Below are 23,313 nucleotides of genomic sequence, written 5' to 3'. Positions count from 1 at the left end.
CGGGCACTATCATCTGCGCGTCATTCCATTCTCCAACCAAATTGGGATTCCATGGCGCAATACGTCTATACCATGAACCGGGTGGGCAAGGTCGTTCCCCCGAAGCGCGAGATTCTCAAGGACATCTCGCTGTCCTTCTTCCCGGGTGCCAAGATCGGTGTGCTCGGTCTCAACGGCTCGGGCAAGTCCTCGCTGCTGCGCATCATGGCCGGCGTCGATCAGGACTACAACGGCGAAGCACGTCCCATGCCGGGTCTGAATGTCGGCTACCTTCCCCAGGAGCCGGAACTGGATGATTCCAAGAACGTGCGCGAGTGCGTGGAAGAATCCCTGGCCCACATCAAGAACGCCCAGACCGAACTTGATGAAGTCTATGCCGCCTACGCCGAGCCGGACGCCGATTTCGACGCCCTCGCCGCGCGTCAGGCCAAGCTGGAAGACCTGATCCAGGCCTCCGACGCCCACAACCTCGAGCGCAAGCTGGAAGTGGCCGCCGAAGCGCTGCGCCTGCCGCCGTGGGATGCCAATGTCGGCGTGCTGTCCGGTGGTGAGCGCCGCCGTGTCGCACTGTGCCGTCTGCTGCTCTCGAGCCCGGACATGCTGCTGCTGGACGAGCCGACCAACCACCTGGACGCCGAATCCGTCGCCTGGCTGGAACGCTTCCTGCACGACTACTCCGGCACCGTGGTCGCCATCACCCACGACCGCTACTTCCTCGACAACGTCGCCGGCTGGATTCTCGAGCTGGACCGTGGCCAGGGCATTCCCTTCGAAGGCAACTATTCCTCGTGGCTCGAGCAGAAGGACGCTCGCCTGCAGCAGGAAGCCAAGCAGGAAGCCTCACGCAACAAGGCCATCCAGCAGGAGCTCGAGTGGGTTCGTCAGAATCCCAAGGGCCGTCAGGCCAAGAGCAAGGCGCGTCTCAACCGCTTCGAGGAAATGCAGTCCGGTGATTTCCAGAAGCGCAACGAGACCAACGAGATCTACATTCCGCCGGGACCGCGCCTGGGCGACAAGGTCATCGAGCTGCACAACGTCACCAAGCGTTTCGACGACAAGCTGCTGTTCGATGATCTGTCCTTCACCATCCCCCAGGGTGCCATCGTCGGTATCGTCGGCGGCAACGGTGCGGGCAAGTCCACGCTGTTCAAGCTGGTGACCGGCAAGGACACCCCGGACAGCGGCGAAGTCGTGCTGGGCGAGACCGTCAAGGTCGCCTACGTCGAGCAGCTGCGTGATGGCCTGGAAGACAATCAGACCGTCTGGGAAGCTGTCTCCGGCGGTCAGGACATGCTCAACATCAATGGCCATGAAGTCTCGTCGCGCGCCTATGTCGGCCGCTTCAACTTCAAGGGCACTGACCAGCAGAAGCGTCTGTCTGATCTGTCCGGTGGTGAGCGTGGCCGTCTGCAGCTGGCCCAGACCCTGAAGCAGGCTGCCAACGTGCTGCTGCTGGATGAGCCGTCCAACGACCTGGACATCGAGACCCTGCGTGCCCTGGAAGAGGCTCTGCTGGCCTTCCCGGGCTGCGCGATGGTCATCTCGCACGACCGCTGGTTCCTGGATCGCATCGCGACCCACATCCTCGCCTACGAGGGTGACTCCAACGTGGTGTTCTTCGAAGGCAGCTATACCGAGTACGAAGCGGACTATCACGCGCGTGTCGGCAACGATGCACCCAAGCGCATGAAGTACAAGCGTATCGACGCCTGATGAGCTGGCGGGGTCAGCCACGCTGATCGACGCAAGCCGCAAGACGCCCTCACCGGTCATCCGGTGGGGGCGTCTTGCCATCGGGCCCTGCTGTTCGTTCCAGTCTGTCCGTTCCAGTTCGTCCGCTCTGTCTGCCCTGTTCGGTTCTGCCCGCTCTGCCTGCCTTGTTCGGTTCTGCCCGCTCTGCCTGCCCTGTTCTGCTTCTTTCCTCCCCTCCTCACCTCCTGCTCCCCTCCTGCCAGCACGTCATGCTGACTTGCAGTGCTCGGCGCGAGCCGTCATAACAGGAGCTTGCCAATCCATCCGTTCGGGAATCGTCTATGAATCGCTGGCTACAGCAACCCCTCATGTGGCTGCGAACCTGGACCACCAGCATCGCCTATCTCCCCAGCATGCTGGCCATGGTCTATACCCTGCTGGGACTGATCTCGGTGATGCCCTCCGGGCTGCCGGATCCCTCCTCGCTGCCCAACAGCGACTTTTTCGAAGCACTGACCTTCAAGCAACATGACACCCCGCGCACCCTGCTGGCGGCGCTGGTCGGCGGCCTGATCTCGCTGATGGTCTTCAGTTTCACCATGGTGATGAGCGTGCTCACCCAGGCCGGCGCGCAGTTCTCCCACAAGCTGCTGCTGGGCCTGGTGACCGAACGTCATCACCAGCTGGTACTCGGCCACTACCTAGGCAGCCTGCTGTTCCTGCTGGTCAACCTGATGGTGCCCAATACGGGCGACTCCCCGACTCTGTGGCGCTCGCTGGCGGTCTATCTCGGCGTGCTGATGATGGTCAATTGCCTGGGGATGTTCGTCTACTTCATCCATCAGGTCTCGCAGTCGGTGCAGATCAATGCCGTCGCACGGCGCCTGTCCGGACGCACCCGCCTCTCGCTGGAGCGCCTGCGTCAGCGCAATCGGGACGATGGCTTCTGTGAGCGCGAGGTCGGCCGTGACGACGACCAGTGCCAGCTGTTGCGGGCACGCCGGCGTGGCTACATCCAGCAGGTCGATTTCTCGGCGCTGCGCCAGCTGGCCATCAAGCATGACATGGTGGTGCATCTGGATTTCGCGCTGGGCGCCTTCATCGTCAGCGGCATGCCCTTGATGCGCATCGAGTGGCCCAACGGCCTGCCAGAGGGCGCGACGGCGGGGGAAGAACTCGACGAAGAGCAGCAGGCCGAGTTGATCAAGAACCTGCGTGCCGCGCTTGGCTATCTGGATGGGGAGTCCGTCGAGGACCTGCACGAGCATGGTCTGACCCAGCTGATGGAAGTCGCCATCAAGGCACTGTCACCCGGCATCAATGACCCCGGTACGGCACGGCTGTGCATGCACCAGCTGACGGAGCTGCTCAGCGAGCGCATGTCGGTGCCGCTGTGCAATTGTTGCGTGGATGATCACAAGGCCGTTCGCGTCAGCTGGCAGATGGAGTCCTTCGCAAGCCTCCTCTACCGCTCCATCACGCCGATTCTGCATTATGGCCGTGATGACCTCTCGATCTGTCTGGCCCTGCTGGAGCTGTTGAAGACCCTGTCCCTGATGGGCGCGCAATACGGCCATCTGGTGCTGCTGCAACAGCATGCCGACAAGGTGGTGGAGGCGATTCTCGCCCAGGCCGAATTCGAGGTGGATCGCCGTTTCATCGAACACGGCTTGCAGGCCGGTCACCATCGCCTGAACCTGCCCAGCCCTCAGTGGTAAAAAACCAGCACCTGAACGCAAGACGCCCGCGACGGTCGACCACCGTCGCGGGCGTTGCTGTCTGTGAGCCGTACTGTCTCAAAGCCGTCTATCCGATCACATGACGGCTTGCGGCCTGTTGCAGTCAGTCTGACCAGTATCAGGAAATCAGAGCCTCACGGCTTGCGGCGGCTCTTGAAGAAGGACACCAGGAACAGCACCAGGAAGATCACGAACAGGACCTTGGCGATGGTCGCTGCGGTGCCGGCGATGCCGCCGAAGCCCAGTACGGCGGCAATGACAGCAACAATCAGAAAGATGATGGCGTAGTTGAGCATGTCAATTCCTTATGTCATGTGAGATTTGTCGCGGCGGAGTCAGCCCCTGACGGATGACGCCTCAGGCGCACTCCAGAGTGCTGAAAGCGGCGATCAGGAGGCGTGTCAGCCACCTGACTCGTTATTGCCAAGATGGTAATAAACTAAAGCTTTGTCAACATGATGTCGCACTTCAGTAAAAGAATTTGCCTCAGCCCTTGTGATGGGTTGAAAGCCTGCTCCGTCATCCGCACGTCTTGTCATAGGCACACGATAGGCGGCACTCGGTTGACCGCACGCATGCAGCTCGGGCAGGTGATGTTGCTTGTCGGGTGCCGCTTTACACAGCAAAGACCCCCGTTCGGCGAGATGCCGAACGGGGGTCTTTGCTGTGTGCATCACTCGCGTCATCCCCCTGACAGCGGCGAATGATCGATGCAGGGGTATCGGTCGCTACAGCGCGGCGATCAAGGCCTCGGCGTAGGCGACGAGATCGGGCTCGCTCATCACCTCGACGCGGTTCAATCCACTGTCGAGGCTCGCCGGCTGGCCGTGGCGAACCAGCAAGGTGCGTGGATAGCCCGCACCGCCGATACGCTCACTCAGCTGTGCATGAGCATCGCTGAGATAGACCCCACGGGTCTGCTGCACGCACAGGGTCACCAGTGGCAGACCGCCACGGGCAAGCGCCGCCTCGAAGGCAGGCAGTGCCGGACGCTGACGCTCGGTGCAATCCGGGCACCATTCCGCGACCTGATTGAGCACGAAGGTATCGCCAGCGGCCAGCCGCGCTTCCACCTCGGCCAGGGTGACGTGAGTAGAGATGTCGTTGCTCATGGTTCACCTCAGTACAGGGACGGATCGGTTTTCTCGGGACGTGTCTTGAAGCGACGGTGCAGCCACAGATACTGCTCGGGATGCTTGCGGATCGCCCCTTCGATGAAGGCGTTGATGCGCGTGGCATCGGCGACGTCATCGCCGCTCGGGAAGTTGTCCAGCGCCGGCAGATACTCCAGCGTATAGGTACGATTGTCCGGATTGCGGTGGAACATCAAGGGCATCACCGGCGCGCCCGTCATGCGGGCGATCTTGGCCGTCAGCTTGATGGAAGCGGCATCGATGCCGAAGAACGGCGCGAATACGCTGACCTCGCGGCCGAAATCCTGATCCGGTGAATACCACACGCCATGGCCGCTCTTGATGCGACGCACCACGCCCCGCAGGTCGTGACGATCGATGGCGGTGCCGAAGATGCCATTGCGCGCACGGGTCATGAAGCGCTCGAACAGCGGGTTGTCGTGGGGGCGATAGACGACATCGGCCGGGAAGAACAGCGAGTGCAGTGCGCCGCCCAGATCCAGGGTCGAGAAGTGGATGCCCACGATGAGCGCCCCCTTGCCCTGGGCCATGGCGCGCTCCATGTGTTCCTGCCCCTTGAAGGTCACGCGATCACGCATATGCTCCGGATCACGACACCAGCCGGTGGCCGTCTCGAAGATACCGATGCCGTTGGCGTGGAAGGTCTTGCGCACCTGACGCGCGCGCTCCGCCTCACTCCACTCGGGAAAGCACAGCTTGAGATTGGTGTCGGTGATGTGACGACGACGCTTGCCGAAGCGCCATGCCAGCTCACCAAGGCCACGCCCCAGCCACAACTTGGCGTACCAGGGCAGATAGGCCGAAGCCTTCATGGCACCGATGCCCAGCCAGGTCAGCCAGTAGCGGGGGTGTGTAAAACTCTCGGGATAGCTCTTCTTGGCCATGACTCTCTCGTTCGACGGGCAACGGCGGCCATTGTAGACCGCGCGAGCCTTGCCGTCAGGTCAGGCGTGCGTATCCAGCGGCTGAGCGCTGGCCAACTGCGCAACACCCTTGTCGTCCGCCACACTGCCAACGCCGCCATGATAGTGTCTGGGTACGCGCGGCAGCAGCCCCGTCAGCAGTGTATAGCTGATGGTGTCGCAGCTGGCGGCGACGCGATTGACCTCAAGCCCCTCGCCCCACAGCACCACACGAGAACCGACACCCGCCTCGGGCAGGTCCGTGATATCCACCGTCAGCATGTCCATCGACACCTTGCCGGCCAGCACCGTTTCCTGACCATCCACCAGCACTGGCGTACCATCCACGGCGTGGCGATCATAGCCATCACCATAACCGCAGGCGACGACACCGATACGCGTCGGACGCGTGGCCACGAAGCGCCCCGAGTACCCTACCGGCTCGCCGATGGCGATCTCACGCACGGCGATGATGGCCGAAGACAGCGTCATCACCGGCTTCAGGCGCCGACTGGCATCATTGGCGCCTTCCAGCGGGTCTGCCCCGTAGAGCATGATTCCCGGGCGGTTCCAGGCCGCATGTGTCTCTGGCCAGGCAAGCGTCGCCGGTGAGTTGGCCAGACACAGCGGCAGCTCCGCCTCGGCCGCCAGGGCTGTCACCGCAGCCATCTGCTGCTGGAAGTAGTCTGGTGTCAGGCTGTCAGCGCTGGCGAAGTGCGTCATCAGGTGCAGGTCACGCGCCTTGCCACACGCCTCGAGGCGCGCCTTGGCGTCCAGCACCTGCTCGGCCGTGAAGCCGAGACGATGCATGCCTGAGTCGAACTTGATCCAGCAGGACAAGGGCTGCGCAAGCTCACTCTGTTCGAGGGCCGCCAACTGCCATTCGCTGTGGATGGCGCACCAGAAGTCATGCTCGGCCGCCAAGGCGTACTCCGCGGCCTCGAACACCCCCTCAAGCAGCACGATCGGATGAGAGATGCCGCCCGCCCGCAGCGCCAGCGCCTCCTCTATCGTGGCCACCGCAAAGGCGGGGGCGAGGTCCGCCAGTGCCTGCGCGCACGCCACCGCACCATGCCCGTAGGCGTCCGCCTTGATCACGGCCAGGGCGCGCGAATGCGGCGCCAGCTCGCAGGCCAGCTGATAGTTGTGACGCAGTGCATCGAGATCAATATCAGCGCGCAGTGGGCGGGACATGAGGGGACTCCAGGGTGATCGGTGAAAATGACAGACAGCAGAGCAAGCCCCTCAATTATTTTCCATCATCGCCGCCAGGTCACGCTGAAAACCACCAAACTTTCCCCAAATCACTGACAGAAACCACTGCCTGTTAAAACACATGCAGGATTTTCGACCAAGACCACCACGAAACTGCCTGCCTCGAGGCCGCGCTGCCCTTGCGCGCTGCATTTTCGGCGCCTCCTGTCTGACCATCACTTGCCTGGTGAATACTTGCCTGGTGAACACATGCCTGACGATCAGTGACCTGACCCACTGATGCCCTCAAACGCATGCCCCAAAACGCATGCACCCCCGCAGGCAGGGCCTGCGGGGGTGCATGCAGCACGTGGCGTAAGCCAGCGCGGGACGATCAGGGCGTCGCGTTTTCCAGCTCGTCGGAGCTCTCATCATTCAGCACCAGGGATACCTGACGATCTGCCTTGAGGCTCTCGTTGAGGTCACGCACGCTGTTGATATCGATGATACCTGCCGCCTGACGCAGGTTGAGCAGATCGAGCACATAGGTGTAACGCGAAGAGGCGTAGTCCGCCAGCGCCTGATACAGGGCCTGCTCGGCGTCCAGCACGTCGACGATGTTACGGGTGCCGACTTCATAACCGGAGCGAGTCGCTTCCAGTGCACTGCGGCTGGAGACGATCGCCTGCTTGCGCGCCTTGACGGTCAGAACGTCGCTGCGCACCTGGCTGTAGAGCGAGCGCACGCTCTGGGTAGTGGAGCGCTGCTGATCGAGCAGGTCGTACTGGCTCTGCTCGAGCAGATGGGTGCTCTGACGTACCTGGGCGGAGGTGCGGCCACCGGTATAGATCGGCAGGGAGGCCTGGATACCGATCTGGTTGTATTCCTGATACCCCCCGGCAGTATCGATGTCGGTTTCATCGTAGGAGTAGGTCGCGAAGGCGCCGACTTCCGGCAGGTGGCCTGCGCGGGAGGTCTTCACATCGCCTCTGGCGACATCGACACCCTTCTGGGCAGCACCGATCAGCGGGTTGTTGGACAATGCCATCTCGACCCACTTGTCGCGGCTGGCCGGCACCGGCGCTTCGATCGCCAGATCTTCTTCCAGACCATCGATGGAATCGTACTGCTGGCCCGTCAGCTGCTGCAGGGCCTCGAAGCTGACCTGGAGATCGGCTTCGGCCGCGATGCGCTGGGCACGCGCGTCATCAAAGGATGCCTTGGCTTCCTGCACATCCGTGATCGCGATCAGACCGACCTCGAACTGCTGATTGGCCTGGTCCAGCTGGCGGGAGAAGGCCTTTTCCTGAGCGATGCGCGCATCGAGCACATCACGATTGTTCAGGATGGTGAAATAGGCAGACGCCACGTCATAGAGCAGCTGCTGCTGATCGGAATCCAGCAGCAGTTTCTGCTGACGGGTGGTGTCCTTGCTGGTCGCGAGCTCATACCAGTCGGCGGCATCGAACAGCTGCTGGTTGACGTTGACCACGATATTGCTGTCGGTGTAATCGCCTTCGGTGCCGCTCTGGGAATTGCCGGTGACATCGGTACGCGACACGGTTCCCGTGGCAGTGATCTGGGGCAGCAGGTCAGCAAGCTCGATACGCTCGTTGTCCTCGACGCTCTGATAGAGCGAGCGAGAGGAGGACAGGCTGGCGTTGTGGGTCAATGCATCACGCGTGATGTCGAGCAGATTGGCAGCCTGAGCCTGGGTCGCAAAACCCATCGCCAGCACCAGTGGCAGTATGCGAATGTTGGCCATGTATGCGTTGTTCCTGATCAGTGACAGTCGTGACCTGCATGGCGCCTCGAAAGCACCAGGACAAGGTAAAAGGTAGCTCACACATCGGCTGGACTACTGCCTCAGCCCTGCTCAAGCGGGTCGTGGAAAAAGTGGCCTTAGTCTAATCGTCGCTCTTTTGGGCGTCCAGTTAGTTGGCTAACTTTGTTGCACGATACAGCGTTTCCAAATTGACAACAGTGCCATGGGGCACCCTGCACTGAGCGCAGTACGTCAGAATGCCCCCACTCTGCCAGAATAATGATGACACAATATGAAAACGGCCCGCTCGAATCACGAGCGGGCCGTTTTCACTGGAAACCTGCATCAGGGTATCGACAGCCATGACGACTGTGCCCGCGCATCATTCAAAGATGGATTCGAGCGTCAGCCCCTGCTTCTCGAGCATGCGCCGCAGCTTCTTGAGCGCCTCGACCTGAATCTGACGCACCCGCTCACGCGTCAGGCCGATCTCCTCGCCCACTTCCTCCAGCGTAGCGGCTTCATGACCGCGCAGCCCGAAGCGGCGCACCACCACTTCCATCTGCTTCTCGGTCAGTTCCGCCAGCCACTCATCGACATGCGCCTTGACGTCGACATCCACCAGGCTGGACTCCGGGCTGGTGTCATTCTCGTCGGCGATGGTCTCGATCAGCGGCTTGTCGCTCTCGCCGCCCATCGGGTAGTCGACGGATGACACCCGCTCATTGAGCCCCAGCATCTTCTTGACGGTATCGACCGGCTTGTCGAGGAAGTCGGCAATCTCCTCCGCGGTGGCCTCATGATCCAGTTTCTGGGTCAGCTGGCGCGCGGCACGCAGGTAGATGTTGAGTTCCTTGACGACGTGAATCGGCAGACGAATGGTGCGCGTCTGATTCATCAGCGCCCGCTCGATGGTCTGGCGAATCCACCAGGTGGCGTAGGTCGAGAAACGGAAGCCGCGCTCAGGGTCGAACTTCTCCACCGCGCGGATCAGCCCCAGATTGCCCTCCTCGATCAGGTCGAGCAGCGACAGACCACGATTCAGATAGCGCCGCGCGATCTTGACCACCAGACGCAGGTTGGACTCGATCATGCGCTGGCGACCGGCGGGGTCGCCCGCCTGCGCCAGACGCCCGAAGTAGACTTCCTCCTCGGGCTTGAGCAACGGGGAAAAACCAATCTCGTTGAGGTAGATCTGGGTCGCATCCAGGCTTTGGTAGTGCTTGCGCTCTTCACGATTCAAGGCGCGTTCGAATGCCGCCTCTTCCGCTTCTGCCTCAAGCGTATCGTCGTCCTCCTCGACATCCTCAAGGGACAACTCAACCTCAGCCTGATCGATATCCTTTTCCAGCATGCTCATGTCGATACCCCGTTGTCTCTGGTCTGGTGCCAGGAACTTGTTGTTGTGGCAGCGGTGGGAATCAGCGTTTAGGCAGGAATTTCAGTGGGTCCTTGGGCTGCCCATCCTCGCGAATCTCGAAGTGCAGCTGCGCACGTTCAGCGTCAGTGGCTCCCAGAGTGGCGATGACCTGTCCGGCGTCGATCACATCGTTCTCTGATACACGCAGAGTGTCGTTGTGGGCGTAGGCGCTCAGATAGCGGTCGTTGTGCTTGAGAATGATGAGGTTACCGTAACCACGTACTCCGCTTCCGGCGTAGACCACGATTCCCGGCCCTGCTGCCTTGACAGGTTGCCCCTTTTGACCAGCGATATCAATGCCGCCGGTGACACTCTCGGACTCGCCGAACTTGCCGATGATCTCGCCTTGCGTAGGCCACTGCCAGTCAACGTTTTTTACCGGAACATAGGTCTTCTTGGCCGGTGCAGCCTTGGCGGTTTCGCCAGCGACGTTGGTGCCCTTTTCAACCTTGGCAGCCTCATTTTTCACGCTAGCGGCCGCTTTCTCTCGCTCTGCTGCTGCGGCAGCGGCGGCTTGCTCGGCCTTTTCCTTGGCAGCCTTGCGCGCCTCGGCCTGGGCGGCGGCCGCACTGGCAGCTGCCTCGCTGGCCGTCTGACTGGCTGTCTGTGTAGCAGAGCTGCTGACCTGCTCTGCGCTGTCATTGGTGGCGTTGCGCGCCGTCTCGGCGAGTGCCTCTTCACTGCCCTCCTGGTAGACAGGCCCCAGTCCGGCAGCCGCCGCGGTGCCGGTGGCGGCCGATGACACGCCACCCGAGCCGGTCGTCAGCGACTGGGCCTGGCTGGTGCGCTGTTGCTGCTGAGCCATGGCGGACTCATCCGGTGCCAGCCAGTCAGGCAGTTCGCTGCCGCCGGCGATCGAGCTGTCGCTGCCCCCGCCCATCGGCGTGGCAACGACGCCACCACTCGAGGCGACGCTCGTGCCGGAGGTTCCCGCCGCACTGGCCGGCAGCTGGGTGTTGGGGTCCAGTCGCAGCGTCTGCCCCGGCTGCAGGGTGTAGGGCGGATTCAAGCCGTTCATGCGCGCCACATCCCGGAAATCCTGGCCACTCTGCCAGGAGATGCCATACAGGGTGTCACCGCGCTGAACGGTATAGGTGTCGGAGGTGATACGCGCATTGCCGGCGTTGAGGTCCTGAACCTGCGGGCGAGTGGTCGCCGTGCTGCAGGCTGTCAGCGCACCCAGCGCCAGACCTGCCAACGTCAGTTTGATTCCCTTGTCCATCCTGTCACGCATGTTCCTGCTCCTTGCGGGAATTGCTGGAGTCGTCATCCGGGCCGGAGCGCTCTCCGGCAAACCAGACAAGCAATACGCCGGCCAGCATCAGGGCGAGTGCCGCCCACAGCTGGGCAGGCTCACCGGTCACACTGGTATAGGTATCCGGCATCATGAAGTGGTAATCCAGCGGAACCTGTTCACCCTTGGGTCCCAGACGATAATCGGTGATGGTGCGCCACGGCCACAATACCGGCAGCGAGCCGAGAATGAAGCCCGTCAGCAGCATCAGTGTCGCGGTGTGATGATGACGAAACAACCACGACAACAAACGCGAGAAGGTGAACAGTCCGATGGCGCAGCCGCTGCCGAACAGCATGATCAGCTGCAGATCGAAGCTCTTGATGCCAGTCATCACCGTGCCGTAGAGGCCCATGGTCAGCAACAGGAAGCTGCCGGAAACGCCCGGCAGCAGCATGGCACTTATGGCGATGGCACCGCCGACCACCAGCACCCAGGAGGCATCGGTGGCGGCGGGCAACAGGCTGGGCAACTTGCTGGCCAGCACCAGCCCCAGCGCCAACCACACCAGATAGCTCATCCGGAAGGTGGTGATACGCCGCGCGACCACCACCCCCGAGCACACCACCAGCCCGAAGAAGAAGGCGTTGAGCAGCAGCGGCTGCGCCTCCATCAACCAGGTCACCAGATGCGCCACGCTGATCAGGCTGGCGAAGATGCCAGCGACCAGCGGCAGCAGAAAGGCCAGATTCAAATGCTGCCACAGCGCCTTGAAGCCCTGCTCACGCCATACGCCGATGGCGGAGGGGCCGAAGCGCTTGATGGACTCGATCAATTCTTCATAGATGCCGGTCACGAAGGCAATCGTGCCGCCTGATACCCCGGGCACGGCATCCGCCGCCCCCATGCCAGCGCCCTTGAAGAACACGCTCAAAGCTCGTTTCACCTGATCACTCCCTCGAGCAACGGCACGAAGCGCACGGCCTCGAACCGCTGAATATCCTGAGTGTCGCCGACGTGGCGCACTCGTGTCAGCCACTGACGATCACTGTCGTCCTCGGCCAATGGCACGATCATCACCCCCTGCGGGGCCAACTGCTTCAACAACGCCTGCGGCAGATGCGGTGCGCAGGCGGTCACCACGATCAGATCAAATGCCGAGTCATCGTCCTGCCAGCCATGCCCACCATCGGCATGGCGCAACTCGACATTGTCGAGCCCGAACCAGCCAAGGCGTTGAACGGCCCTGGCATGCAGCACGGCGATGCGCTCGAGCGAAGACACCCGAGCGAACAGGCGCGCCAGCAGCAATGTCTGATAGCCCGAACCGGTGCCGACCTCCAGCACCCGACATTCCTCGCGTGGGCGCGGCGCTTGCGCCAGGGCAAGCTCCGTCATGCGGGCATGCATGTAAGGCTGGGACAGGGTCTGCCCCTGCCCCAGCGGCAGCGCAGTATCTTCATAGGCACGGTGCGCCAGCGCCTCATCGAGAAACAGATGGCGCGGTTCACTGGCCATCAGCTCCAGCACCCGCTCATCGCGAATGCCGGCATCCTCCAGGCGCGCCACCATGCGGTCTCGCGTGCGCTGGGACGTCATGCCGATCCCGCTCAGCTGCGCCGGGTCCGGTCGCCTGAGATGCAAGGGCCCGGCGATTCCCGCTGCGCTGTCTGACTGCGCAAGCGGGAAAGCGTTCTGATACACGTCCTTCATGGTCTTGATTCATATCCTTCGAACGAGGACTTCACAGCGAAATCTTGAGCCTTGGCTGGCGCTGCGTCGCTCAGGTCAGCGCCTCGAGCCACTGCGCCACATCGTGACGCGCCCCGTGGGAGGTGAGATCCGTCATCAACGGCGTGATGGACACATAGCCTGCCGCGATGGCGGCGAAGTCGGTGTCATCGCCGTCATCGATGCCATCGCCGGCCAGCGCGATCCAGTAGCGGGTACGGCCACGCGGGTCCTTGACCTCGATCGGGGCGCCCGCCGGGCCACGGTGGCCCTGACGCGTGACGCGAAAACCGCGAATCTCGCTCCAGGGCACATCCGGCACATTGACGTTGAGCAGCGAGCGCGGCGGCAATGCCAGGGTCTCGGCCGCGCCGACGAGGCTCGCCGCCACGCGTCCGGCGGTCTCGAAGTGGGTCTTGCCGCACAGTGACATCGCGATCGCCGACATGCCCAGCGAGCGCCCTTCCATCGCCGCCGCCACGGTGCCGGAATACAGCACGTCATCGCCCAGGTTGGCGCCATGGTTGATGCCGGAAATCACGATGTCAGGCTTCTCGTCCCAGACCCCATTGACGCCCAGGTAAACACAATCCGCGGGCGTGCCGTCGACGCTGTAGAAGCCGTTCTCCATCGCGGACAGCAGCAACGGCCGACTAAGCGTCAGCGAGTTGCTGGCCCCGGAGCGGTCACGGTCCGGCGCGACCACACGAATGCGTGCCTGTCCGGCCAGCGCGTCATGCAGCGCCTTGAGCCCCGGAGCGTGCACGCCATCATCATTGGAAAGCAGAATCCTGCGCATCATCTCACTCCTTTGCGAATCATCGGATAGTCATCATGTCGCCTGACGGCACTACAGCAGCGGGTGGGCGATCAGCTCACGCAACAGGCCCGTCGCGAAGCTGCCGCGCGGCAGATCGAAGTGCAGCCAGACACTGGCCTCACCACCTTCGGTTTTTGCCTGCTCTGGCGTGATATCCCACTCCAGACGCGACTTGCCGGGCATCAGGCGCAGCGGACGACGCTCCGCCTTGACGCCGGCCTTCTCGAGCCCCTCGCACAGCTGCGGCCAACGCGTGGCCAGGACCTGCTCGAGCTGGGCGACCTGCGCATGAGCCTCAGCACGCCCGGTGCCCCACAGCGGGCCAGTGGGATGAATATCGCCACTCGCCAGGCGCTGCGCCAGCGTCTCGGCCGACTCGCTGCCGTCGGTGACGAAGCGCGAGCCCGTCCCGTTGAGCGCAAACACCTCTCCACTCAACGCCGTCGCCCAGCAATGCGCCTTGAGACGCGCAGCCAGCACCTCGTTGAACAGGAAGCTGCGCGCGGTCGACAGCAGCATGCCGCTGCGGTCATCGCGCTTGCGCCAGCCACGCACCAGCACGGCACGTGCCCGGCCGAGATTATGTCCTTGATGGCCGAAGCGCTGCGGCCCGAAATAGTTGGGCACACCATCGCGTATCAGCGTCTGCCAGCGCGCCTCGAACTCGGGGTGTACAACGGCCTCACCGCTGACACGCAGCGCGAAGCGGTTGCCGCGATGCACGCCACGCTTGAGCTTGCGCGGATGACGCACGCTGGCCAGCACGCGGACACCCTTCTCGGCCAGCGCATCGCTGAGATCCTGCGGCGCTTCACGCCCCGGCAACCACACGGAGACCCACTGCTGGGTGATCGCCTGCTTGTCCTTGAGACCGGCCACGCCGATATCGCGCGGCGCGACCTCGCACAGGCTGGCCAGTTCACGGCACAGCTCATCGGTGGTCAGGCCGCGTTTCTCGACCCACAGCCACTGATGCTCGCCGTGGCCTTCTGGCACGAAGTCCATCAGCTCGGTGACCCGGAAGTCCTCCGGCGTGTGACGGAAATCGCCGGCTCCCAGCGGGCCGCCATGTGCATGCGGCCAGCGCTGCATCAATTCGGCTTCCTTGACCCACGCCTCGCTGCCCGCGGCGTCCAGTGCCGCCAGCGCCTCGGCAAACAGCGCATCCGCCTCGGGCGACTCAGACATGTCATTCACTTCAGACATGCTCGGCTCCGCCCGCGGTCGGCAGCGCGCCCAGCAGCACCACCGCCTCGGCGGCGATGCCTTCCTTGCGACCCGTGAAGCCGAGCCGCTCGGTGGTGGTGGCCTTGACGTTGACGACCGCCAGCGGCACGCGCAGGTCTTCGGCGATCACTTCCCGCATCGCCTGGATGTGCGGCGCCATCTTCGGCGCCTGCGCCATCACGGTGAGATCGACATTGCCGACCCCGAAACCGGCGGCATTGACCAACCCGATCACGTGGCGCAGCAGGCCACGGCTATCGGCGCCGGACCACTCACTGTCGGTGTCCGGGAAATGCTTGCCGATATCGCCCATGCCACAGGCGCCGAGCAGCGCATCGCACAGCGCATGCAGCAGCACGTCACCGTCGGAGTGCGCCACGAAGCCATGCTCGTAGGCGATCTTCACGCCACCGATCATCAGGTGATCGCCATCGCCGAAGCGATGCACATCGAAGCCGTGGCCGATGCGCAGGGCCATCGGCACATGGCCAGCCGGCGGGGAAGAGGTCGCGGATTGCGCAGAGGAAGTGGCAGCAGCGGGTGTTGCAGATTGCTCAGTCATGTCAGGCAGACGTCCGGGGGCTATCGGGAAGCGCCTCGCGCGCGGCCAGCAGCAGGCGCGCCATGGCGAGGTCTTCCGGATGGGTGATCTTGAGATTGTCGCGGGCGGCGGCGACCAGTACGGGGGCACGGCCACAGGCCTCCAGTGCCGAGGCCTCATCCGTGATGAGCGCGGGATTCTCCCCAAGCGCTTCACGCAGCGCCCGTCGCAACAGGCCCAGCGGGAAGGCCTGCGGCGTGAAGGCATGCCACAGGCCGACGCGGGATTCGGTATGCGCGATTCTCGGCGCACTTTCTTCATCGCCATCGCCACCGCCACCGCCATGCGGGCGGGAGTCGCCGGCCGGCGCGGCGCGTTTCATGGTGTCACTGGCGGGGGCCGCGAGGATGGCGCCATCGGCACTGCGGCGAGCGGTCGCGACCAGCGCATGGATATCGGCTTCGCGAACGCAGGGACGCGCGACATCGTGCACCAGCACGAGGTCATCGTCATGGGCGTGGCGGCTCAGGCAATCCAGGCCTGCCAGCACGCTGTCGGCACGCTCGCTGCCGCCATCGGCGCGCAGCCAGTCCTGCCACGGCACCATCGACGGCGAGAAATAGCCATCATCGGCGCCCAGCACCAGACAGAGTCCTGCCTCGGGCAGCGCGCGCTTGAGTGTCGCCAGCGTCGCCTCCAGCACGCAGCCGCCGGGCGATAGCTCCAGATACTGCTTGGGGCGGTCGGCCTGCATGCGACTGCCCACGCCGGCGGCCGGCACCAGATACCACAGACGGGGCTCGCGCGAGGCGTCTGTCGGCATCATGGCGTGATCACCTTGGGCAGCCCGCCTTCCAGGCCCTTGCCCTCCAGCGCACCGTCCGCCACTTCATCGGGCGATGGCGCCTTGCGTTCCGGCACCGCGACATTGGGCACCCACAGGAACTGCTCGTCCTTGCGCACCATGCCGAGGTCATTGCGTGCACGCTCCTCGATGGCCGCCAGACCATTCTTGAGGTCGACCACTTCCGCACCGAGCCGCTGATTGCGGTTGTCCAGCACCGCATCTTCCTTGGAAAGCTGCTGCACGCGTGCGCGAATATCGAATAATTCGGTGATGCCATTTTCGCCCCACCACAGCCGATACTGGAGCAGTGCCAGCAGCAGCAGCAGTGAGATATTGATCCATTTGAGCATGGCGATGTCCTTGGCCGTTGCAGCGCGCATTATGCCATCATCCGGGAGCGTGACGCAGGCACTGCCAGCATCCGTTGCCACGCTTGACGCACCCCCTGTCGATCAGGGCCACCTGATGACAGCGCCCCCTCACCCTTCTGCCAGGAGTCATCCGATGTACAAGCTTGCGTTCTTCGTCCCGGAGAATGACGCCGAACACGTCAAGGAAGCCGTCTTCGCCACCGGTGCAGGGCGCATCGGCGACTACGAGGCCTGCTGTTTCGAGACACGCGGCACCGGCCAGTTTCGGCCACTGGCCAGCGCCAATCCGCATATCGGGGCCTGCGGCACGCTGGAGCGCGTCGCCGAACTGAAGATAGAGCTGGTATGTGACGATTCGCTCATCGTCGCTGCCGTGGCGGCGCTGCGCGACGCCCACCCCTATGAAGAAGTCGCCTTCGATTGCTGGCGACTGGAAACGTTCTGACCCCGCGCGCCCCGAAGAACGAGGCACGCGAGGTCAGCAATGGCCAGACGATCTAGCTCGCGGGCAGGAAGGTGGTGTTGAAGAAGTGCTCGCGGGTTTCCAGGTCGATCTGCTCGAGATGCAGCGGGAAATGCTCGTCACCCTCGCCGTGGCGGCGGTCCTCGAAGTAGCGGCGCAGCGTCACTTCCATGGTCGGGAAGGCCAGTGACTGCCAGGGGACCTCCTCCTCGGCGAACAGCGCCACCTCGAGACTCTCGACGCCCGCCGAGTAGTCGCTGATCAGCTCGGCCCGAAACAGCATGTAGACCTGATTGATGTGCGGCAGGTCGATCAACGTATAGAGCCCCTGCAGCTTGACCTCGGCGCCGGCTTCTTCCCGCGTCTCGCGGGCAGCGGCGTCGCTGGTGGTCTCGGCGTTCTCCATGAAGCCGGCCGGCAGGGTCCAATACCCCAGGCGCGGCTCGATGGCACGCCGACAGAGCAACACCTTGCCGTCCCGCACCGGCAGGGTGCCCGCGATGATGCGCGGATTCTGATAATGGATGGTGCCGCAGCTATCACACAGGTAGCGCAGACGATCATCGCCCTGCGGCACTGCCAGACGCACCGTTTCACCACAGTGACTGCAATAATTCATTCGCTCTCCCATGAAATCTCAAGGCGCCCTTCAGTGACATCCCGTCTCCGCTTCCTCGTTGCGCGGTGGGGCCAGCGGCATGGCAGTCGCCTTGACCGCCAGGACCCTCGCGCCACATGATGACTGCCTACGAGGAAACGACATGCTAGAAGCCCTGCGCCAACGCCTGCAAGCACATCAACCCCTTGCGACTGACCACCAGCTACCACGCGCCGCCGTCCTGATCGCGCTGATCGATCGTCCCGAACCGACGCTGCTGCTGACGCGGCGTGCCAGCCATCTCAGCCAGCACCCCGGCCAGGTGGCCTTCCCCGGCGGCAAGGCCGAACCCGATGATAGCAATCTGTTGGCCACCGCGCTGCGCGAAGCCGAGGAAGAAGTCGCGCTGCCGCCCAGCGCCGTGGAGGTCTTCGGCCAGCTGAGCGACGTGATTTCCCTGCACGGCATGCGCGTCACGCCCTTTGTCGGGCGCATTCCCGCCGACTTGCCGCTGCGCGCAGACCCCGGCGAGATCGAGCAGATCTTCGAGATGCCGCTGAGCATGTTGCTCAAGGACGAGCGCGAGCATACCGATGTGATCACCGTCGGCGACGAGACCTGGTACGTGCCCTGCTATCGCGTGGCCGACCAGGTGCTGTGGGGGCTGTCCTCGATGATGCTGGTCGAACTGATGGCCATCGGCTTCGGCCATGCCGTGAGTCTCAAGGCAGCGCCACCACCTGGCGCCCCGCTGCGCCATCTACCGCCGCGCCCCGTGCCGCCTCGGCCCTGAGGCTCAAGGCCCTGAAGCTCAAGACCCTGAGCTTGCGTGCTTCTGAATCAGGCAAGGTGTGTTCCCGCCGAGCGGCTCGCCATGGCCCGGATGTCATCGCCCGGATGTCATCGCCCTGATGGCATCGCCCCGCTGCCATTGCCCCGACGATATTGCACCGACAATGGCACTGGACTATAACTCCTCGCCCACGATGCCACGCCACTTCCCGTTCGGAGCGCCTGATGCCCGCTGCACCTGCACCCGCCCCACTGCTGGACCCTGTCGCACTCAACCTGCTGATCGATGAACTGGTCGAGCATGGCTACAGCGTGCGCCCCGACTTCCTGCCGCGGCAGGTCATCGGCCAGCTCAATGACGAACTGACGGAGCTTGAAACGCGGCAGCAATTGACGGCGGCGGGTATCGGGCGCGGACGCGAGCATGATCTGCGCCCGGACATCCGCGGCGACGCGATTCGCTGGCTGGACCGTAATTCACGCGCCCAGCGCGCCTATCTGGAAGCGATGAACGTGCTCAAGGATGAGCTCAACCGTGCCCTCTATCTGGGGCTGTTCGAGTATGAGGCCCACTTTGCCCACTATCCGGTCGGCAGCTTCTACAAGAAGCATCTCGACAGCTTTCGCGGCCGCGGCAATCGCCTGATCTCCAGCGTGCTCTATCTCAATGAGGACTGGCCGCACGATGGCGGCGGCGAGATCGTGCTCTACGACCCCGAGGATGACAGTCGCGAAATGGCGCGTGTCACCCCCGAGGCCGGCACCTTCGTGTGCTTCCTCTCCGAGCAGATCCCCCATGAGGTGCTGCCGACGCATCAGGCGCGCGCCAGTGTCACCGGCTGGTTCCGACGCAACAGCTCACAGGGCAATCTGGTCGATCCCGCGCGCTGATTCCCGGGCGGGAAGGCCCGGCCAGACAGGTCTGGACAGCACCGCGCCAGCGGCCCTCAGTCGCGCGCCAGCGGCGCGTCATCGCGTGGCGGCACCTGCCGCTGCGCGTCCTGCAATGACTGCTCGTCATTCAGGGCCTGCTCGTCATTCAGGGCCTGCTCGTCATTCAGGGCCTGCTCGTCGTGCAGCGCCTGCTCCTCCTTGACCTCGATCTCCTCGAGGCTGTCCAGCGAGGCATCCGTGATCAGCTCCGGCATGTCAGCGACCAGCTCACGCGTGACCTCGACCAGCGGGTCATCGGCCTCGGCGTCACGCAGGTGCTCCTCGGCGGCCTCGACCAGTTCAGGCCCGACCGCAAGCTCGGTGCCCAGCGGTGTCTGCGGGGCATGGGTCTCGAAGGGCGCCAACGGCTGCGGCGCCGGACGCATCACGCGTCGCCAGACGAAGAAGAGCAGCATGCCGCCACCCATCACCACCAGACTCAGCGCCATGCCGGGCATCGCGCCCATCTCGGCCATCGGCAGCGATACCGCAGGCGGCGACAGGGTCGACCCCACCGCGTTGATCAACAGCAGGCCCTGACTCATGCGCACCAGGGCACCGGCAGGCGCACGGTCGGCGGCATGACTGACCGCCACCGGATAGAGCGTGAAGGCAGCACCGCCGAGCAGGAACAGCACCGTCAGCTGGGCGATGCCCTCACGGGCCGGCCCCATCAGCAAGGCGGCGAAGCCGACGATGGCGATCGACAGGATGATCAGCACCTGCTGGCGATCGTGGCTGTCAGACCAGCGGCCGATGGGGTACTGCAGCAGCATGCCGCCGAGAATCACCAGCGCCATGCGCTGACCGATCTCCGCGGTGCTCAGGGTGCCGCCATCGCCCAGCGCCAGAGGCAGCAGACTGTAGATGACCGCCACCACCAGCCCCGAGGCCAGACAGCCGAACACTCCCGTCGGCGTGATGCGAATCAGGCGCCATGGGCTCAGGGGCTCGGACTGTTCGATCAGCGGCGAGACACGCGGCAGCAGCACCAGCGGCAATACCGAGGCCGCCGCCAGCATCGCCACCAGCATGAAGGCCGCCTCGAGGCTCAGCATGGCGGTCACGCCCAGCAGCAGCTGACCGAGCACCCCCGCGCCATAGAGCACGATCATGTAAAGCGCCAGCAGACGCCCGCGCACGGCGGGGTCGGCGGCGCTCAGCAGCCAGCTCTCGATGACCAGATACACCCCGACCAGCGACCAGCCGATCATCATGCGCAGCAGGAACCACACCACCGGGTGATCGCCCAGCCCCATGGCCAGTGCCGCGACCGCCACCAGCGAGGCGAAGCCGGCATAGGCGCGGATATGGCCGATGCGCAGCAGCAGGCGGTCGTTGACCAGCGCGCCGAGCCCGAGGCCCAGATAGTAGGCCGAGCTGATCAGGCCGATCGCCTCGCTCGAGACGCCGGCGGCAGACAGCCGCAACGGGACCAGCGAGGTCAGCATGGCGTTACCGATCCCCAGCAAGGCAAGGCCGAGCAGGGGCGCAAGGGACATCAACAGCAGATGACGGGGCATGACCAGATCCTCGGCCGGCCGCCAGTCAGCGATCAGCCAATGCCGCAAGGTGCGGATATCGTCGGGAGGGGGAATTTGCCCTGCGAGAATACGTCAAGGCGCAGGCAATATAGTGACAGTCCGCGCCAAACCCAAGCCTTTTTGCGTCATTTGGCAACAATATCGTCTTGCGCGTCGCTGCGTTCTATCCATGCCCTGTCCCGCGCCCTATCCATGCCCTGCCCCACGCCTTATCCATGCCCTACCCCACGCCCTTGTCAGGTGGGTAGGGGCACGCGGAAGATGACGCTGTCGTTGGCGACCTGCTCAAGCTCGAGTCCGTGCGTGCGCGCAAGCCAGGCAAAGGTCGCCGGGCTGAACAGACACACATGCGTCGGATCACGCAGGTAGTGCCAGCGCCTGAGCGCCTCCGGGTCATCCGAGGCGGGCTGCGTCATCACCCCCAGCAGGCCGCCGGGCTTGAGGCAGCGCAACCACTGGCGGAAGACCTCGCCCGGCGCGTAGAGATGCTCGATCACCTCGGTGCTGACGATGAAGTCATGCTGGCGGGTGAGCGCTGCCGGGTTCGGATGGTAATAGAGGTCGTGCAGCGCCATCGGATGGCCCGCCTCCTCGAACATCTGCGCCAGGGCAGGCCCCGGCCCACAGCCGAAATCGAGCCCGCTGGCACCGGCCGCGAGCCGCTCGCACATCGGCGTGAAGAGCTTGGCCAGGAAGCTTCGATAGCGCGGGTCTGCCGGGTCATTCTCGTGCTGGTCGTAGATATCCTGCTCTGCCTTGGCATCCAGGCGCTGGGATGGCGCCAGATACAGCAGATGACATTCCGGGCAGCGCAGGTAATCGCGCTCGTCGGCGGGCGGTCGCTGACCGGTGTCGGGGCACGGTCTGCGCCGCTGTACCAGGTGCAGCACATGCTGGCTCTGGGACGCCTCACACAGCGGGCAGACAGTATCCGCAGGCGGATAGGGAACGAGGGAATCAGGGGCTGACATCAGGGCTCCGCGGCAAGGGACACTGGCGATGAGGGTCGACGCCACCACACGACTGGCGGTGACAACTCGGCGCCACGCGCGACACCGCGGCGGCACGGGCAATTCCGCAGCAGGTGAACGTATCGAAGGTGGCGACTGTCTGAGTGCTGAATGATACCCCGCGCCAGTGTCTTGCGCCTGCCACGATGGAGCCTGCAGGCACCGCCCCCCTCTGGCACAATGAGCATCATTCGAGTGCGGCACCGCGACACCTGACGATGTCACGGCGCCTGCTTTCGCGTCAGACAGGCGCGACCTTTCACGCCAGACCACCGGAACTTCACGTGTGACGATGGACAAGACTCTCAAGCGGTTCGAACAGGCCATGGAACAGCGCCTGACTCCTCTCAAGGCCAATTCCGTGGCCTGTCTGTGGCAACGACTATCCGGGCTCAGCACCCGCCAGCTCTGGTGGCTGGCGCGCCCGTTGGCGCGTGTGGTGCAGCTGTGCAATCCCCGTGAGCGCCGGGTCACGCGCCAGAATCTGGGCCAGGCCTTCCCGCAGCTCGACAAGCAGGCGCGCGCGCGTCTGGCAAGCGACAGCCTCGCGCATTCCACCGCCACCATGCTGGAACTTGGCAAGGTGTGGCTGGGCGATGAAGATGCCGTGCGCGATTCGATTCTCGAGGTCCACGGCCGCAACCTGCTCGACGAGGCCCGCGCCGAGGGGCGCGGCGTCATCGTGCTGGCGCCGCACTTCGGCAACTGGGAAGTGCTCAACTTCTGGCTCTCCAGCCATTTCCCGTTCACCGCCATGTACGAGCCGCCCAAGTTCGAGCGCCTCGACCCGATCATCCGCAATGGCCGTGAACGCATGGGCGCGAGCCTGGTGCCCACCAACTCGCGTGGCGTCGCTGCCTTGCTCAAGGCGCTCAAGCGCGCCGAAGCGATCGGCATACTGCCGGATCAGGAGCCGGGCCGTGGCAGCGGCGTCTTCGCCGACTTCTATGGCCGCCCCGCCTATACCGCTACCCTGCTGCCCAAGCTGGTGGCGAGAACCGATGCGCGCGTCGTCACCGGTGTCGCCCAGCGACTGGAAGATGGCCATGGCTTCGCCATCCACTTCCTCGCTGCGGATGAGGATGTCTATTGCGAAGAGGAAGTCGCCTCGGCACGCGGGGTGAATGCCTCGGTGGAAGCGGCGATCGCCTTGGCGCCGGCCCAGTATCAATGGGAATACAAGCGCTGGCGCAAGAGCCCGCAGGAAATGGAGCAACAACCGGGCTGGCAGGAAGCCCGCTTCTATGCGCGCACCTACTCCTTCTTCTCGCTCAAGGGCTGGCGCCGCTACTTCAAGCATCGCCGCAAGGCCAGCAAGCGCGGCTGAGGGCAGCAC

Annotated in this window: 23 protein-coding genes; 6 read left to right on the top strand and 17 right to left on the bottom strand. The window is 64.0% G+C overall.

Annotated features, from left to right (window positions below; genetic code table 11):
- Positions 1–51 precede the first annotated feature (51 nt).
- Together ettA and MSG32_RS00910 are read left to right on the top strand one after the other, a co-directional pair.
- Complete coding sequence (gene ettA / locus MSG32_RS00915) at positions 52–1,713, top strand: energy-dependent translational throttle protein EttA (RefSeq protein WP_043331392.1); 1,662 nt, start codon at positions 52–54, stop codon at positions 1,711–1,713.
- Positions 1,714–2,060: 347 nt separating this feature from the next.
- Positions 2,061–3,410, top strand: coding sequence for a DUF2254 domain-containing protein (locus MSG32_RS00910; RefSeq protein WP_160317851.1), 1,350 nt, complete (start codon positions 2,061–2,063; stop codon positions 3,408–3,410).
- Positions 3,411–3,565: 155 nt separating this feature from the next.
- Here MSG32_RS00910 and MSG32_RS00905 read toward each other — a convergent pair whose 3' ends face one another.
- The 14 genes from MSG32_RS00905 to ftsB form a co-directional block, all read right to left on the bottom strand.
- Entirely contained in the window at positions 3,566–3,727 is a 162-nt protein-coding gene (locus tag MSG32_RS00905) for a DUF1328 domain-containing protein (protein WP_043331394.1), read from the bottom strand.
- Between the two features lie 432 nt (positions 3,728–4,159).
- Positions 4,160–4,543, bottom strand: coding sequence for a hypothetical protein (locus MSG32_RS00900; RefSeq protein WP_248377025.1), 384 nt, complete (start codon positions 4,541–4,543; stop codon positions 4,160–4,162).
- A gap of 8 nt (positions 4,544–4,551) precedes the next feature.
- Positions 4,552–5,469 carry an LpxL/LpxP family Kdo(2)-lipid IV(A) lauroyl/palmitoleoyl acyltransferase gene (lpxL, locus tag MSG32_RS00895; protein ID WP_248377022.1) on the bottom strand — a complete coding sequence of 306 codons (918 nt, stop codon included), beginning with the start codon at positions 5,467–5,469 and terminating at the stop codon, positions 4,552–4,554.
- Between the two features lie 60 nt (positions 5,470–5,529).
- Positions 5,530–6,681: an alanine racemase gene (alr, locus tag MSG32_RS00890; RefSeq protein WP_248377019.1), complete on the bottom strand. Its 1,152-nt coding sequence runs from the start codon at positions 6,679–6,681 to the stop codon at positions 5,530–5,532.
- 394 nt (positions 6,682–7,075) lie between these two features.
- Positions 7,076–8,446 carry a TolC family outer membrane protein gene (locus MSG32_RS00885; RefSeq protein WP_248377016.1) on the bottom strand — a complete coding sequence of 457 codons (1,371 nt, stop codon included), beginning with the start codon at positions 8,444–8,446 and terminating at the stop codon, positions 7,076–7,078.
- A 382-nt stretch (positions 8,447–8,828) separates the two neighbouring features.
- On the bottom strand, positions 8,829–9,806 hold the full coding sequence (gene rpoS / locus MSG32_RS00880) for an RNA polymerase sigma factor RpoS (protein ID WP_043331399.1): 978 nt from the start codon (positions 9,804–9,806) through the stop codon (positions 8,829–8,831).
- Between the two features lie 61 nt (positions 9,807–9,867).
- Positions 9,868–11,100, bottom strand: a complete 1,233-nt coding sequence (locus MSG32_RS00875) for a peptidoglycan DD-metalloendopeptidase family protein (protein ID WP_248377013.1) — start codon at positions 11,098–11,100, stop codon at positions 9,868–9,870.
- On the bottom strand, positions 11,093–12,046 hold the full coding sequence (locus MSG32_RS00870) for a DUF368 domain-containing protein (protein ID WP_248377010.1): 954 nt from the start codon (positions 12,044–12,046) through the stop codon (positions 11,093–11,095). Before MSG32_RS00870 ends, MSG32_RS00875 begins: the two co-directional genes overlap by 8 nt.
- Positions 12,043–12,699 carry a protein-L-isoaspartate(D-aspartate) O-methyltransferase gene (locus MSG32_RS00865; protein WP_234368298.1) on the bottom strand — a complete coding sequence of 219 codons (657 nt, stop codon included), beginning with the start codon at positions 12,697–12,699 and terminating at the stop codon, positions 12,043–12,045. The genes MSG32_RS00870 and MSG32_RS00865 overlap by 4 nt, the downstream gene beginning before the upstream one ends.
- A gap of 184 nt (positions 12,700–12,883) precedes the next feature.
- The gene (gene surE / locus MSG32_RS00860; RefSeq protein ID WP_043331401.1) at positions 12,884–13,630 is read right to left on the bottom strand and encodes a 5'/3'-nucleotidase SurE; all 747 of its coding nucleotides are present in this window, start codon (positions 13,628–13,630) and stop codon (positions 12,884–12,886) included.
- 51 nt (positions 13,631–13,681) lie between these two features.
- Positions 13,682–14,857 carry a tRNA pseudouridine(13) synthase TruD gene (locus MSG32_RS00855; protein WP_348983946.1) on the bottom strand — a complete coding sequence of 392 codons (1,176 nt, stop codon included), beginning with the start codon at positions 14,855–14,857 and terminating at the stop codon, positions 13,682–13,684.
- Entirely contained in the window at positions 14,850–15,350 is a 501-nt protein-coding gene (gene ispF, locus MSG32_RS00850) for a 2-C-methyl-D-erythritol 2,4-cyclodiphosphate synthase (RefSeq protein ID WP_054555734.1), read from the bottom strand. Before ispF ends, MSG32_RS00855 begins: the two co-directional genes overlap by 8 nt.
- A gap of 91 nt (positions 15,351–15,441) precedes the next feature.
- Complete coding sequence (locus tag MSG32_RS00845) at positions 15,442–16,245, bottom strand: 2-C-methyl-D-erythritol 4-phosphate cytidylyltransferase (RefSeq protein WP_248377008.1); 804 nt, start codon at positions 16,243–16,245, stop codon at positions 15,442–15,444.
- On the bottom strand, positions 16,242–16,616 hold the full coding sequence (ftsB, locus tag MSG32_RS00840) for a cell division protein FtsB (RefSeq protein ID WP_054555736.1): 375 nt from the start codon (positions 16,614–16,616) through the stop codon (positions 16,242–16,244). The genes MSG32_RS00845 and ftsB overlap by 4 nt, the downstream gene beginning before the upstream one ends.
- A 154-nt stretch (positions 16,617–16,770) precedes the next feature.
- On the opposite strand from ftsB, the gene MSG32_RS00835 reads away from it, so the two are divergent.
- Positions 16,771–17,082 (top strand): YqfO family protein, encoded by a 312-nt coding sequence (locus tag MSG32_RS00835; RefSeq protein ID WP_248376994.1) that lies wholly within the window; start codon positions 16,771–16,773, stop codon positions 17,080–17,082.
- A gap of 52 nt (positions 17,083–17,134) precedes the next feature.
- Here the strand turns inward: MSG32_RS00835 and MSG32_RS00830 are convergent, their stop codons facing one another.
- Entirely contained in the window at positions 17,135–17,719 is a 585-nt protein-coding gene (locus tag MSG32_RS00830) for an NUDIX hydrolase (RefSeq protein ID WP_054555560.1), read from the bottom strand.
- 142 nt (positions 17,720–17,861) lie between these two features.
- Here MSG32_RS00830 and MSG32_RS00825 point away from each other — a divergent pair, with 142 nt between their 5' ends.
- Entirely contained in the window at positions 17,862–18,491 is a 630-nt protein-coding gene (locus tag MSG32_RS00825; RefSeq protein ID WP_248376991.1) for a CoA pyrophosphatase, read from the top strand.
- A 224-nt stretch (positions 18,492–18,715) separates the two neighbouring features.
- The gene (locus MSG32_RS00820) at positions 18,716–19,381 is read left to right on the top strand and encodes a 2OG-Fe(II) oxygenase (protein ID WP_248376980.1); all 666 of its coding nucleotides are present in this window, start codon (positions 18,716–18,718) and stop codon (positions 19,379–19,381) included.
- A gap of 56 nt (positions 19,382–19,437) precedes the next feature.
- Here the strand turns inward: MSG32_RS00820 and MSG32_RS00815 are convergent, their stop codons facing one another.
- Together MSG32_RS00815 and MSG32_RS00810 are read right to left on the bottom strand one after the other, a co-directional pair.
- Complete coding sequence (locus MSG32_RS00815; protein WP_248376966.1) at positions 19,438–20,946, bottom strand: MFS transporter; 1,509 nt, start codon at positions 20,944–20,946, stop codon at positions 19,438–19,440.
- A 257-nt stretch (positions 20,947–21,203) separates the two neighbouring features.
- Positions 21,204–21,938: a class I SAM-dependent methyltransferase gene (locus MSG32_RS00810; RefSeq protein WP_248376952.1), complete on the bottom strand. Its 735-nt coding sequence runs from the start codon at positions 21,936–21,938 to the stop codon at positions 21,204–21,206.
- 331 nt (positions 21,939–22,269) lie between these two features.
- Between MSG32_RS00810 and MSG32_RS00805 the strand changes: the two genes are divergently transcribed.
- Positions 22,270–23,304, top strand: coding sequence for a lysophospholipid acyltransferase family protein (locus MSG32_RS00805; protein WP_248376951.1), 1,035 nt, complete (start codon positions 22,270–22,272; stop codon positions 23,302–23,304).
- Positions 23,305–23,313: the final 9 nt, after the last annotated feature.

The sequence above is a fragment of the Cobetia sp. 1CM21F genome, from assembly GCF_023161745.1.
Taxonomy (GTDB): Bacteria; Pseudomonadota; Gammaproteobacteria; order Pseudomonadales; family Halomonadaceae; genus Cobetia; species Cobetia amphilecti.
Note: the sequence above shows the minus strand (reverse complement) of the source record. Positions and strands in the feature narration are given on the sequence as shown.

Bases quoted from the DNA above. Each gene is read 5' to 3' on its own strand.
- ettA (WP_043331392.1), top strand. From the start codon at position 52: ATGGCGCAATACGTCTATACCATGAACCGGGTGGGCAAGGTCGTTCCC.
- MSG32_RS00910 (WP_160317851.1), top strand. From the start codon at position 2,061: ATGTGGCTGCGAACCTGGACCACCAGCATCGCCTATCTCCCCAGCATG.
- MSG32_RS00905 (WP_043331394.1), bottom strand. From the start codon at position 3,727: ATGCTCAACTACGCCATCATCTTTCTGATTGTTGCTGTCATTGCCGCC.
- MSG32_RS00900 (WP_248377025.1), bottom strand. From the start codon at position 4,543: ATGAGCAACGACATCTCTACTCACGTCACCCTGGCCGAGGTGGAAGCG.
- lpxL (WP_248377022.1), bottom strand. From the start codon at position 5,469: ATGGCCAAGAAGAGCTATCCCGAGAGTTTTACACACCCCCGCTACTGG.
- alr (WP_248377019.1), bottom strand. From the start codon at position 6,681: ATGTCCCGCCCACTGCGCGCTGATATTGATCTCGATGCACTGCGTCAC.
- MSG32_RS00885 (WP_248377016.1), bottom strand. From the start codon at position 8,446: ATGGCCAACATTCGCATACTGCCACTGGTGCTGGCGATGGGTTTTGCG.
- rpoS (WP_043331399.1), bottom strand. From the start codon at position 9,806: ATGAGCATGCTGGAAAAGGATATCGATCAGGCTGAGGTTGAGTTGTCC.
- MSG32_RS00875 (WP_248377013.1), bottom strand. From the start codon at position 11,100: ATGCGTGACAGGATGGACAAGGGAATCAAACTGACGTTGGCAGGTCTG.
- MSG32_RS00865 (WP_234368298.1), bottom strand. From the start codon at position 12,699: ATGACGTCCCAGCGCACGCGAGACCGCATGGTGGCGCGCCTGGAGGAT.
- surE (WP_043331401.1), bottom strand. From the start codon at position 13,630: ATGCGCAGGATTCTGCTTTCCAATGATGATGGCGTGCACGCTCCGGGG.
- MSG32_RS00855 (WP_348983946.1), bottom strand. From the start codon at position 14,857: ATGTCTGAAGTGAATGACATGTCTGAGTCGCCCGAGGCGGATGCGCTG.
- MSG32_RS00845 (WP_248377008.1), bottom strand. From the start codon at position 16,245: ATGATGCCGACAGACGCCTCGCGCGAGCCCCGTCTGTGGTATCTGGTG.
- ftsB (WP_054555736.1), bottom strand. From the start codon at position 16,616: ATGCTCAAATGGATCAATATCTCACTGCTGCTGCTGCTGGCACTGCTC.
- MSG32_RS00835 (WP_248376994.1), top strand. From the start codon at position 16,771: ATGTACAAGCTTGCGTTCTTCGTCCCGGAGAATGACGCCGAACACGTC.
- MSG32_RS00830 (WP_054555560.1), bottom strand. From the start codon at position 17,719: ATGAATTATTGCAGTCACTGTGGTGAAACGGTGCGTCTGGCAGTGCCG.
- MSG32_RS00825 (WP_248376991.1), top strand. From the start codon at position 17,862: ATGCTAGAAGCCCTGCGCCAACGCCTGCAAGCACATCAACCCCTTGCG.
- MSG32_RS00820 (WP_248376980.1), top strand. From the start codon at position 18,716: ATGCCCGCTGCACCTGCACCCGCCCCACTGCTGGACCCTGTCGCACTC.
- MSG32_RS00815 (WP_248376966.1), bottom strand. From the start codon at position 20,946: ATGCCCCGTCATCTGCTGTTGATGTCCCTTGCGCCCCTGCTCGGCCTT.
- MSG32_RS00810 (WP_248376952.1), bottom strand. From the start codon at position 21,938: ATGTCAGCCCCTGATTCCCTCGTTCCCTATCCGCCTGCGGATACTGTC.
- MSG32_RS00805 (WP_248376951.1), top strand. From the start codon at position 22,270: ATGGACAAGACTCTCAAGCGGTTCGAACAGGCCATGGAACAGCGCCTG.